Source organism: Streptomyces silaceus, from assembly GCF_001419745.1.
In the GTDB taxonomy this organism is placed as follows: Bacteria; Actinomycetota; Actinomycetes; order Streptomycetales; family Streptomycetaceae; genus Streptomyces; species Streptomyces silaceus.
Window position 1 is genome coordinate 1 of the sequence record NZ_LIRJ01000084.1, and the last position, 13,480, is coordinate 13,480.

2 protein-coding genes are annotated in these 13,480 nt (G+C 75.3%); both read left to right on the plus strand.

The window, feature by feature from the left end; all coding sequences use genetic code 11:
- Positions 1–3,265: non-ribosomal peptide synthetase (locus AOK22_RS10080; RefSeq protein ID WP_157872208.1), on the plus strand; the 3,265-nt coding region annotated here is incomplete at its 5' end.
- Positions 3,266–3,350: 85 nt separating this feature from the next.
- Positions 3,351–13,480, plus strand: a 10,130-nt coding sequence (locus AOK22_RS10085; RefSeq protein WP_055698245.1) for a non-ribosomal peptide synthetase, incomplete at its 3' end; no start/stop codon positions are given.

Sequence of the window (13,480 nt, forward strand, 5' to 3'; positions counted from 1 at the left end):
GGTGGTGTCGGAGTGGAACGCGACGACGGCGCCGGTACCCGGCGCCTCGGTGCCGGACCTGTTCGCCGCCCAGGTGCGGCGCGCACCCGACGCGACGGCCGTCGTCGACGGTGAACGCACGCTGTCGTACGGAGAGTTGGACGACGTCTCGGGTCGCTTCGCCGCGTACCTGACCGGCCTGGGGGTCCACCGGGGCGACCTCGTCGGGGTCGTGATGGAGCGCTCCGCCGATCTCCTGGTGGCCCTGCTCGGGGTGTGGCGGGCGGGTGCCGCCTACGTACCCGTGGACCCGGACCATCCGGCGGAGCGCGTGGCGCTCCTGCTGGGCGACTCCGACCCGGTGGCCGTGGTCTGCACCCGGGCGACGCGCGAGGCGGTGCCGGAGGACACGGCGGCCCGGCTCGTCGTCCTGGACGAGCCGGACGTGACGGCGGCGGTCGCCGGGCAGGACGTGCCGCGGGCCGAGGCCCCGGTGGGCGCGGACGACCTGGCGTACGTGATGTACACGTCCGGGTCGACGGGCCTCCCGAAGGGGGCGGCGGTGCCGCACGGAAGCGTGGCCGCCCTCGTGGGCGACTCCGGGTGGTCCATCGGCCCCGGCGACGCCGTCCTGATGCACGCGCCCCACGCCTTCGACGTCACGCTCTTCGAGGGGTGGGTGCCGCTCGTGGCGGGAGGCCGCGTGGTGGTCGCCGGGCCCGGCGCGGTCGACGCGCGGCGGATGCGGGAGGCGATCGCCGAGGGTGTGACGGCGGCGCATGTCACGGCGGGGATGTTCCGGGTGCTCGCGGAGGAGTCCCCGGAGTGCTTCACCGGCCTGCGCGAGGTGTCCACCGGGGGCGACGTGGTGCCCGTCGGGGCTGTGGCGCGGGTGCGGGAGGCGTGCCCCGACGTCGCGGTGCGGCACATGTACGGGCCGACCGAGACCACGCTCGCCGCGACCTGGTACCTGCTGCCGGTGGGCACGACGGCCGGCCCGGTGCTGCCCATCGGTCACCCGCTGGACAACCGGCGGATGTACGTCCTGGACTCCTTCCTGCGACCGGTGCCGCCCGGGGTGACGGGCGAGCTGTACGTCGCCGGCGCCGGGCTCGCGCGCGGCTACCTGGGGCGGGCGGAGCTGACGGCGGAACGGTTCGTGGCCTGCCCGTTCGACGACGGCGGCCGCATGTACCGCACCGGGGACCTGACCCGCTGGACGCCCGACGGTGAGATCCTCTTCGTCGGGCGCGCCGACGAGCAGGTCAAGGTCCGCGGCTTCCGCGTGGAGCTGGGCGAGGTCGAGGCGGTGCTCGCCGGACACGACTCCGTCGGCCAGGCCGTCGTCCTGGCGCGCCAGGACGGTCCGGGCGACAAGCGCCTGGTCGCCTACGTGGTCGCGTCCGGCGAACTGACCGTGAACACGGACGAGTTGCGCGCGTACGTCGCCGGGCGGCTGCCCGAGTACATGGTCCCGGCGGCCGTCCTGGCCCTGGACACGCTGCCGTTGACCGTCAACAGCAAGGTGGACCGGTCCGCGCTGCCCGCCCCCGACTTCGCCGGACGCGTCTCGGGCCGGGAGCCGGACAGCGTTGTCGAGCGGCTCCTGTGCGAGGTGTTCGCCGAGGTGCTCGGCCTGGAAAGGGTCGGGGTGGAGGACGGCTTCTTCGAGCTGGGCGGCGACTCGATCAGCTCCATGCAGCTGGTCTCGCGCGCCCGGCGTGCCGGGCTCGTGGTGACACCCCGGCAGGTCTTCGAGGAGAAGACACCGGAGCGCCTCGCGCAGGTCGTCGTGGCGGACGGGGCCGAGACGGCGCCGGTCGACGTCGGCGTCGGCGCGGTGCCCTGGACACCGGTGATGCGGGAGCGGGGCGAGTGGGCGGCGCGGCCCGGGTTCGCCCAGTGGGTGATCGTCGGCGCCCCCGCCGACCTGGGCCTCGACGCCCTGACGGCCGGACTCGGCACGGTGCTCGACACGCACGACATGCTGCGGTCGCGGACCGTGCCCGGCGAGATGAAGCTGGTCGTCGGCGAGCGTGGATCCGTGGACGCCGCGAGCCTGGTGCGTCGGGTGGACGCGACGGAGCCCGCGGCCCACGGGGCCGACGCCGTGGAGGCCGTCGCACGCGAGGCCGCGGCACGCCTCGACCCGGCCGCCGGAGTGATGGTCCAGATGGTGTGGGTCGACGCGGGCCCCGGCCGCACTGGTCAACTGGTCTTCGTGGCGCACCACTTGGTGGTGGACGGGGTGTCCTGGCGCGTACTGGTGCCGGATCTGCGGGCGGCCTGCGAGGCAGTGGCCGACGGGCGTGCGGCGGAGCTGGAACCGGTGGGGACGTCGTTCCGTCGCTGGGCGGAGCTGCTGGCCGCCCAGGCCGTGGGCGAGCGGCGGACCGCCGAGCTGGACGGGTGGCTCGCCCAGCTGGGGGCTTCCCAAGCTCCGCTCGCCGTCCGGGAGTTGGACGCGGCGATCGACACCGCGCGGACCCTGCGCCGCCGCTCGTGGTCCGTACCGGCGGAACAGGCCGGGACGCTGCTGACGCGGACCACCCTCGCGTTCCACTGCGGCATGGACGACGTCCTGCTGGCCGCCCTGGCGGGCGCCGTCACGTCCTGGCGGCCGGACGCCTCGTCCGGGATCCTGGTCGACATCGAGGGGCACGGCCGCGAGCCGCTGGACGGCGTGGACCTCTCGCGCACGGTCGGCTGGTTCACCAGCGCCCACCCCGTACGGCTGAGCACGGCCGGCCTGGACCCCGCAGAGATCGCGGCGGGCGGCCCGGCCGCCGGGGAACTCCTGAAGGCGACCAAGGAGCAGGTGCGCGCGGTGCCGGGCGACGGCCTCGGCTACGCACTGCTGCGCCACCTCAACCCCGCCACCGCCCCGGCCCTGAGCGCCCGGCCGTCCGCGCGGATCGGCTTCACGTACATGGGGCGCTTCGCCGCCGACGCGTCGGAGGACCGGACGGGCGGCCCCTGGCAGATGGCCGGCGGCAACGCCATCGGCGGGTCGTCCGACCCGGACGCCCCGCTGCGGCACCTGCTGGACGTCGGCGCGATGGTCCGGGACACCCCGGACGGGCCCGAACTGACGCTCACCGTGCACTGGCCCGCCCCACTGGTGCCGGACGCGGAGGCGGAACGGCTCGGGCAGGCCTGGACGGAGATGCTCCGCGGCCTCGCCGACCACACCACCGCTCCCGCCTCGGGCGGACACACGCCCTCCGACTTCCCGCTCCTCGACCTCGCACAGGACGAGGTCGACGAGTTCGACCGGCTCGACTGATGGCCACCTCGATCGACCCGGCCTGCCCGACGACCCCGATGACACGTTCCGCCCAGGCACACCGCCGCTTTGAGGAGACCGAACGATGACCCGATCCCGTGTCGAGGACGTCTGGCCGCTGTCGCCGTTGCAGGAGGGTCTGCTCTTCCACGCCGCCTTCGACGACCAGGGCCCGGACGTCTACCAGGGGCAGCGGACGCTGGAGCTGGCCGGACCGCTCGACACGGCCCGGCTGCGGTCGTCGTGGGAGGCGCTGCTGGCCCGGCACGGCGCGCTGCGGGCGAGCTTCCGCGGGCGCAAGTCCGGCGAGGCGGTGCAGGTCATCGCACGCGAGGCCGAGCTGCCCTGGCGCCTGGCGGACGTGTCGGGGCTCGCGGAGGCCGACGCACGCGCCGAGGCCGAGCGGCTGGCCGCGCGGGAGCGGGCGCGCCGGTTCGACCCGGCGGTCGCGCCCCTGCTGCGGCTGCTGCTGATCCGGCTCGGCGAGGAGCGCCACCGCCTGGTCCTCACCAGCCACCACGTCGTGATGGACGGCTGGTCCATGGCGGTGCTCTTCAACGAACTGCCCGCCGTCTACGCGGCGGGCGGCTCCGCGCGCGGGCTCCCCAGGACGACGTCGTACCGCGAATACCTCGCCTGGCTGAGCCGCCAGGACAAGGAGGCGGCACGGGCGGCCTGGCGGGCGGAGCTCGCCGGGGCCGACGAACCGACCCTCGTGGCACCGGCGGACCCCGCAAGGACACCGGTCGCGCCCGAGAGCCTCGTCATCCGCCTCTCCGAGGAACTGACCCACCGCATGGGCCGGTTGGCGCGCGCCCAGGGCCTGACGGTGAACACGGTGGTGCAGGGCGCGTGGGCGCTGCTGCTCGCGCGCATGGCGGGCCGCACGGACGTCGTCTTCGGCGCGACCGTCGCGGGCCGGCCCGGCGAGCTGCCCGGCGTGGAGTCGATGGTCGGCCTCTTCATCAACACGGTCCCGGTCCGCGTGCCGCTCGACGGGGCGCAGCCCGTCGCACGGACGCTCGCGGCCCTCCAGGACCGTCAGGCCGCGCTCATGGCCCACCAGCACCTCGGCCTCTCCGAGATCCAGCGCCTTGCCGGACCCGGCGCCGTCTTCGACACGATCGTGGTCTACGAGAACTATCCGCGCCCGCCTCAGGAGGAGCCCGCCCCGGACGCGTTCACGATGCGCGCCCACGGCGAGCGGGAGGCGGCCCACTATCCGCTCACGCTGGTCGTGGCCCCCGAGGGCGACCGCATGGCCGTCAAGCTCGACCACCGGCCCGACCTGTTCGACCACGCCGCCGCGGAGGCGGTCGTCGAGCGGCTGGTGCGGGTGCTGGAACAGATCGTCGAGGACCCGTCGGCGCCGGTGGGCCGCATCGACGTGACGGGCGGGACCGAGCGCGCGTCGGTGGTGTCGGAGTGGAACGCGACGGCGGCGCCCGTGCCGGGTGCCTCGGTGCCGGAGCTGTTCGCGGCGCAGGTGCAGGGCCGCCCCGACGCGGTGGCGGTCACCGGTGGCGAACGCGCGCTCTCGTACCGGGAGTTGGCGGCGGCGTCGGGGCGTGTCGCCGCGTACTTGACGGGCGTGGGCGTGGGCCGGGGCGATCGCGTCGCCGTGGTGATGGAGCGGTCGGCCGACCTGCTCGTGACCCTGCTCGGGGTGTGGCGGGCGGGCGCGGCCTACGTTCCCGTGGACCCCGAGTACCCGGCGGAACGTGTGGCGTTCCTGCTGGCGGACTCGGAACCCGTCGCCGTGGTCTGCACGCGCGACACGTATGCGCTGCTGCCCGAGGGCGCGGCGGCCCGGCCCGTGGTCCTGGATGACCCCGAGGTCGCCGCGGCCATCGCGCGATGCCCGGTGGACGGGGTCGAGGTGGGCGCGGACGACGCGGCCTACGTGATGTACACGTCCGGGTCGACCGGCGTCCCGAAGGGTGTGACCGTGCCGCACGGGAGCGTCGCGGCCCTCGTGGGCGCCCCGGGATGGGGCGTCGGCCCCGGCGACGCGGTGCTGATGCACGCGCCGCACGCCTTCGACATCTCGCTCTATGAGGTGTGGGTGCCGTTGGCGGCGGGCGGCCGGGTCGTGGTGGCCGGACCGGGCGCGGTGGACGCGCGTGGCCTACGGGAGGCGGTCGCCGCGGGTGTGACGGCGATCCATGTGACGGCGGGGCTGTTCCGGGTGCTCGCGGAGGAGTCCCCGGAGTGCTTCGCCGGCCTGCACGAGGTCCTGACCGGCGGCGACGTGGTGCCGGCCGGGGCGGTCGCACGGGTACGGGAGGTGTGCCCCGAGGTCGGCGTCCGGCACCTGTACGGGCCGACCGAGGTCACCCTGTGCGCCACATGGCATGTGCTCCCGGTGGGTGTGAGCGCCGCTCCGGTGCTGCCGATCGGGCGCCCCCTGGACAACCGGCAGGTGTACGTCCTGGACGCGTTCCTGCGTCCCGTGCCGCCCGGTGCGGTGGGAGAGCTGTACGCCGCGGGCGCGGGCCTCGCGCAGGGCTACCTGCACCGGCCGGGCCTGACGGCGGAACGGTTCGTGCCGTGCCCGTTCGGCGAGGGCGGCCGGATGTACCGGACCGGGGACCTCGCCCGGTGGACCGCGGACGGCGAGCTGCTGTTCGTGGGGCGGGCGGACGAGCAGGTCAAGGTCCGTGGCTTCCGTGTGGAGCTGGGTGAGATCGAGACGGTGCTCGCCGGGCACGAGTCGGTCCATCAGGCCGTCGTCCTGGCACGCCAGGACGGTCCGGGCGACAAACAGCTGGTCGCGTACGTGGTCGCGACGGGAGAACCGGCGCTGGAGACAGCTGAGTTACGTGCGTACGTCGCCGACCGGCTGCCCGAGTACATGGTCCCGGCGGCCGTGCTCACCCTGGACGCGCTGCCGTTGACGGTCAACGGCAAGCTCGACCGGGCCGCCCTGCCCGCGCCGGACTTCGCCGCGCGGGTGACCGGGCGCGAGCCGCGCAGCGACGCCGAGCGGCTCCTGTGCGACGTGTTCGCCGAGGTGCTGGGCCTGGAGCGGGTCGGGGTGGAGGACGGCTTCTTCGAGCTGGGCGGCGACTCGATCAGCTCGATGCAACTGGCCTCGCGGGCCCGGCGATCGGGCCTCGTGGTGACACCCCGGCAGGTCTTCGAGGAGAAGACCCCCGAGCGCCTCGCGCTGGTCGCGGAGACCGCGCGGAAGGCGGCCACGGACCATGACGCGGGTGCGGGCACGGTGCCCTGGACGCCGGTGATGCGGGCGCTGGGGGAGCGGGCGGCCCGGCCCGGGTTCGCGCAGTGGACGGTCGTCGGCGCCCCGGCGGGCCTCGGCCTCGACGTGCTGACGGAGGGTGTCGGCGCGGTGCTCGACACGCACGGCATGCTCCGGGCGCGCACGGTGCCCGGCGAGCCGGAGCTGGTCGTCGGTGAGCCGGGGTCGGTGGACGCGGCGGCGCTGGTCGCCCGTGTCGAGGCGGCGGCCGGGGCGGTCGACGCGGCGGTGGAGCGGGCGGCGCGCGAGGCCGTGGAGCGTCTCGACCCGGCTTCCGGGGTGATGGTCCAGGTCGTGTGGGTCGACGCCGGGCCCGGCGAGGTCGGCCGACTGGTCGTCGTGGCGCACCACTTGGTGGTGGACGGGGTGTCCTGGCGGGTGCTCGTCCCGGATCTGCGGGCCGCGTGCGAGGCGGCGGTCGAGGGGCGCGGGCCCCGGCTCGACCCGGTCGGGACGTCGTTCCGCCGCTGGGCGGAGCTGCTGGTGGCGCAGGCCGCCGGTGAGCAGCGGGTCGCCGAGCTCCCGCGCTGGCTGGCACTCCTCGGGGAGCACCAGAACCCCTTGGGGCAGCGGGCGTTGGACCGTGACCGGGACACCGCGCGGACCCTGCGCCAACGCACCTGGGTGGTGCCCTCGGAGCAGGCGGCCACGCTGGTGGGCCGTGCCCCGGCCGCGTACCACTGCGGAGTCGACGACGTGCTCCTCGCGACCCTGGCGGGCGCGGTCACGCGGTGGCGGCCGGACGCCGGCCCGGGGGTGTTGGTCGACGTCGAGGGCCACGGCCGTGAGCCGCTGGGCGATGTGGACCTCTCGCGTACGGTCGGCTGGTTCACCAGTGCGCGCCCGGTGCGGCTGAGTGCGGCCGGTGTGGACCTGGCGCAGGTCGAGGCGGGTGGTCCGGCGGCCGGGCAGTTGCTCAAGGCCGTCAAGGAGCAGGCGCGCTCGGTGCCCGGTGACGGGCTCGGTTACGGGCTCCTGCGGTACCTCAACCCGGAATCGGGACCGGCCCTTGAGGCGGCCCCGGCCCCGCAGATCGGCTTCAACTACCTCGGCCGCTTCCCCGGGGGCGGCAGCGCCACCCCGTCCGACGACGTCACCCCCTGGCAGACGGCCGACGCGACCGCCCTCGGCGGCTCGGTCGACCCCGACATGCCCCTGCCGCACACCCTGGAAGCGAACGTCACCGTCCGGGACACCCCCGACGGCCCCGAGCTGGAGATCAGGCTGAGCTGGCCCGGCGGCCTCCTGGACGACGCGGACGCCGAACGGCTCGGCGGCGCCTGGGCACGCATGCTCGCCGGACTGGCCGCGCACACCGCGGCCCCCGGCGCGGGCGGGCACAGCCCCTGCGACTTCCCGCTCCTCGACGCGCTGACGCAGGGCGATGTCGAGCGGCTGGAGGCGGCGGTGCCGGACCTGGGCGACGTATGGCCGCTGTCGCCCTTGCAGGAAGGCATGCTCTTCCACGCCACCTACGACAACGAAGGGGCCGACGCCTATCAGAGCCAGCGTGTGCTCGCCGTGGACGGCCCGCTCGACGCGGAACGGCTGCGGGCCGCATGGCAGGAACTGCCCGCGCGCCACGACGCCCTCAGGGCGAGCTTCCACCGGCTCGCGTCGGGCGAGGCCGTGCAGGTCGTGGCAAGGAAAGCCGAACTGCCGTGGCGTGAGGTGGACGTGTCGGACCGAGCCGAGCCCGACGCGCTCGCCGAGGCCGAGCGGCTCGCCGCGTGCGAGGCGGCCGAGCGCCTCGATCTGTCGGCGGCCCCGCTCCTGCGGCTGCTCCTGATACGCCTGCGCGAGGACCGGCACCACCTGGTGGTCACCAGCCACCACATCGTGGCGGACGGCTGGTCGACACCGCTCCTGCTGAACGAGGTGTCCGAGGCGTACGCGACGGACAGGACGAGCCCGGCGAACGGCGACACTTCTCCGTCCCGGCCGTCCCCGGCGTCCTACGGCGACTACCTGACCTGGCTGCACCGGCAGGACAAGCAAGCCGCGCTCGACGCCTGGCGCACCGAGCTGGCCGGCGCCGACGAACCGACCCTCGTCGCCCCAGCGGACCTCGGCGGCGCGCTCGTCCTGCCCGAGGAGCGCTCGCTGCGCCTGACCGAGGAGACGACGAGCGCCGTCACCCGGCTCGCCCGCGCCCACGGCTTGACGGTCAACACGGTGGTCCAGGGCGCGTGGGCGCTGGTCCTCGCGCGCCTCGCCCGGCGCACCGACGTGGTGTTCGGCACCACCGTGGCCGGCCGGCCGCCGGAGCTGCCCGGCGTGGAGTCGATGATCGGCCTGTTCATCAACACCCTCCCGGTGCGGGTGCGGCTCGACGCCCGGGAGCCCGTGCTCACGATGCTCACGGGGCTGCAGGAGCGCCAGACCGCGCTGATGCCGCATCAGCACACCGGTCTGGCGGAGATCCAGGCGGCGGGCGGCGCGGGCGCGACGTTCGACACCATGCTGATGTTCGAGAACTACCCGCGCAGCACCCCGCTGCTTCCCGGACCCGGCCCCGGCCCGGATCCCCACGAAGGCCCGGGCGGGGACTCCGCCCAGGGGCCCGCCGAGAGCGGCGGCGGAGTCGCCCTCGCCCAAGTGGGCAGCCGGCTGGGCACCCACTACCCGCTGGCCATCGGCGTCGTCCCCGACGACCGTCTCGGCATCCGCCTGACCTACCGGCCCGACGTCCTCGACGGGCGGCGCGCCCTCCAGGTGGGCAGGCAGCTCGCCCGCGTCCTCGACCGGCTCGCGGCCGACCCGTCGGTGCGGGTCGGCGACATCGACGTACTGGAGACGGGCGAGCGCGCCACGGTGGTCGAGCGGTGGAACGCCACCGACCGGCCCGTTCCCTCCGGCACCCTGGGCGACCTCTTCGACGCGCAGGCGCGCCGCACCCCGGACGCCGTGGCCGTGATCGCGGCGGACCTGCGGTGGTCGTACGCGGAGCTGGGCACGGCCGCCGACCGCGTGGCACGCGGGCTGGCCACGCGTGGCGTGGGCCGCGGCGACCTGGTCGGCGTGGTGATGGAACGCTCGGCCGACGTGGTCGCCGTCCTGCTGGGCGTGGCCAAGGCGGGCGCGGCCTTCGTGCCGCTGGACCCGGCGTATCCCGCGGAGCGCGTCGCGCGCGTGCTCGCCGACGCCGCACCCGCGCTCGTGGTCTGCACGACCGCGACCGAACCCGTCCTTCCGGCGGGGGCGCCCCGCTGGGTGCACGACGCCCCCGAGGCGGTCACGGCGCTCACCGGCCGTGCGCGCCGCGCCGACGGCACCAGGAGCCGCCCGGCCGACCCGGCGTACGTGATCTACACCTCCGGGTCGACGGGCACGCCGAAGGGGGTCGTGGTCACCCACGCCGGCCTCGGCAACCTGGCGGCCGGACAGATCGAGCGCTTCGCCGTGCGTCCGGACTCCCGCGTCCTGCAGCTGGCGTCCTGGAGCTTCGACGCCGCCGTCTCCGAGATGTGCATGGCGCTGCTGTCGGGCGCGGCCCTCGTGGTGGCCACGGCGGACCGCCTGCCCCCGCACGCCGGACTCGCCGATGCGGCGGCCGAGTTCGACGTGACACACATGACCGTCCCGCCGTCGGTCCTCGCGACGGTGGACGCGCTGCCCGACACCGTGGAGACGCTGATCGTGGCGGGCGAGGAGTGCCCGCCGTGGCTGGCCGACCGCTGGTCGGACCGCAGGATCGTCAACGCGTACGGCCCGACGGAGGTGACCGTCTGCGCCGCGATGAGCGAGCCGCTGCGGGCGGTGGGAGAAGGCCCCGTGCCGGTCGGCCGCCCGCTGGTCAACACGCGGACCTATGTCCTGGACGACTTCCTGCGCCCGGTCGCCCCCGGAACCGTCGGCGAACTGTACGTCGCGGGGCCGGGCCTGGCGCGCGGCTACCTCCACCGGCCCGACCTGACGTCCCATCGCTTCGTCGCCAACCCGTTCGGCGGGCCGGGTGACACCGGCCGGATGTACCGGACCGGGGACCTCGCCCGGTGGACCGCGGACGGCGAGCTGTTGTTCGTGGGGCGGGCGGACGAGCAGGTCAAGGTCCGTGGCTTCCGTGTGGAGCTGGGCGAGATCGAGGCGGCCCTCGTCGGGCACGAGTCGGTCGGCCAGGCCGTCGTGCTCGCGCGCCGGGACGGTCCGGGCGACAACCGTCTGGTCGCGTACGTGGTCGCGGCGGACGAACTCGCCGTGGATGCCGAGGAATTGCGTGCGTACGTCGCCGGCCGGCTGCCCGAGTACATGGTCCCGGCGGCCGTGCTCACCCTGGACGCGCTGCCGTTGACGGTCAACGGCAAGCTCGACCGGGCCGCCCTGCCCGCGCCGGACTTCGCCGCGCGGGTGACCGGGCGAGAGCCCCGCAGCGACGCCGAGCGGATCCTGTGCGGGCTGTTCGCCGATGTGCTGGGCCTGGAGCGGGTCGGGGCCGAGGACGGTTTCTTCGAGCTGGGCGGCGACTCGATCAGCTCCATGCAGCTCGCCTCACGGGCGCGCCAGGAGGGCCTGGTCCTCACGCCCCGGCAGGTCTTCGAGGAGAAGACCCCCGAGCGCCTCGCGCTGGTCGCTGCGGCGGTCGGGCAGGAGGCCGCGCCGGACGACGTCGGGGTGGGGGAGCTGCCCTGGACGCCGGTGATGCGGGCGTTCGGCGACCGCGGCACGGGTGCCGGATTCGCGCAGTGGACGGTGCTCGGCGCCCCGCCCGCGCTCGGGGTGGACGCGCTGACCGGGGGCCTGGGGGCCCTGCTCGACGCGCACGACATGCTGCGGGCCCGCACGGTGCCCGGCGAGGCGAAGCTGGTCGTCGGCGAGCCCGGAACCGTGGACGCTTCGGCGCTGGTCACCCGCGTGGAGGCGACGGCCGCGGAGCTGGACGAGGTCGCGGAACGGGCGGCGCGCGAGGCCGTCGGGCGGCTGGACCCGGCCGCCGGGGTGATGGTGCGGGCCGTGTGGGTGGACGCCGGTCCGGACCACGTCGGCCGACTCGTCCTGGTGGCCCATCACTTGGCGGTGGACGGGGTGTCCTGGCGCGTACTGGTGCCGGACCTGCGGGCCGCGTGCGAGGCGGCGGCCGAGGGGCGCGCGGCGGAGCCGGCGCCGGTCGGGACCTCCTTCCGGCGCTGGGCCCGGCTGCTGGAGGCGCAGGCCACCAGCGAGGAGCGGACCGCCGAGCTCGACGCGTGGCTGACCCTGCTGGGGGAGGAGCAATCCCCGCTGGGCACACGGGCGTTGGACCCGGCTCGGGACACCGCGCGAACCCAGCGGCGTACGTCATGGGTGGTGCCGCCCGAGCAGGCGGCCACGCTGGTGGGGCGCACGCCGACCGCGTACCACTGCGGAGTCGACGACGTGCTCCTCGCGACCCTGGCGGGCGCGGTCACGCAGTGGCGGCCGGGCGGTGCCTCGGACCTCCTGGTCGACATCGAGGGCCACGGGCGTGAGCCGCTGCAAGGCGTCGACCTCTCGCGTACGGTCGGCTGGTTCACCAGTGCGCGCCCGGTGCGGCTGAGTGCGGCCGGTGTGGATCTCACGCAGGTCGAGGCGGGTGGTCCGGCGGCCGGGCAGTTGCTCAAGGCCGTCAAGGAGCAGGCGCGCTCGGTGCCCGGTGACGGGCTCGGTTACGGGCTCCTGCGGTACCTCAACCCGGAAACGGGACCGGCCCTTGAGGCGGCCCCGGCCCCGCAGATCGGCTTCAACTACCTCGGCCGCTTCCCCGGGGGCGGCAGCGCCACCCCGTCCGACGCCGTCACCCCCTGGCAACCCGCGGGCGAGTCCGCGATCGGCGGCTCGGTCGACCCCGACATGCCCGCGCCCCACGCCCTGGAAGCGGGCGCCGCGGTGCGGGACACCCCCGACGGCCCCGAGCTGACGATCACCCTGAGTTGGCCCGGCGGCCTGCTGGACGACGCCGACGCCGAGCGGCTCGGCCGCACCTGGACGGCGATGCTCACCGGGCTCGCCGCGCACACCGCACACCCCGGCGCGGGCGGGCACAGCCCCTCCGACTTCCCGCTCCTGGACGGCCTGACCCAGGACGCCGTCGAGGAGCTGGAGGCGGCGGTGCCGGACCTGACCGACGTATGGCCGCTGTCGCCCTTGCAGGAAGGCATGCTCTTCCACGCCACCTACGACGACGCCGCGCCGGACGTCTACGAGGGCCAGCGGGCCCTGGCCCTCGAGGGGCCGCTGGACGCGGGCGTGCTGCGCGCCGCGTGGGCGACGGTGCTGCGCCGGCACGCGATCCTGCGGGCGGGCTTCCACCGGCTCGCGTCGGGCGAGGCCGTGCAGGTCATCGCCGGTGACGTCGAACTCCCCTGGCGCGAGGCCGATGTGTCGGACCGTACGGAGGCCGAGGCGCTCGCCGAGGCGGCGCGGCTCGCCGACGACGAACGTGCGGAACGCATCGACGTCACCCGCGCGCCGCTGCTGCGGCTGCTCCTGGTCCGCTTCGGCGAGCACCGGCACCGCCTGGTCATCACCAGCCACCACCTCACGATGGACGGCTGGTCCCTGCCGGTCCTGATCGGCGACCTCCAGGCGGCCTACCGGGCGCACGCCACCGGCGGCGACCCGCGTGACCTGCCGTCGGTGACGTCCTACCGGGACTACCTGGCATGGCTGGACCGGCAGGACCGGCAGGAGGCGCGGGACGCCTGGCGGGCCGAACTCGCCGGTCTCGACGGGCCGACGCTGGTGGTGCCCGCCGAGACGGTACGGGTGCCGATGGTGCCCGACCGGATCCGCTTCGCGTTCTCCGAGGACGTGTCGCGCGGGGTCGCCGAACTGGCCCGGAGCCACGGCCTCACCGTCAACACCGTGGTGCAGGGCGCGTGGGCGCTGCTCCTCGCGCGGCTCGCCGGGCGCACCGACGTGGTGTTCGGCGCGACCGTCGCGAGCCGCCCCACGGACCTGCCCGGCGCCGAATCGGCGATCGGCCTGTTCATCAACAC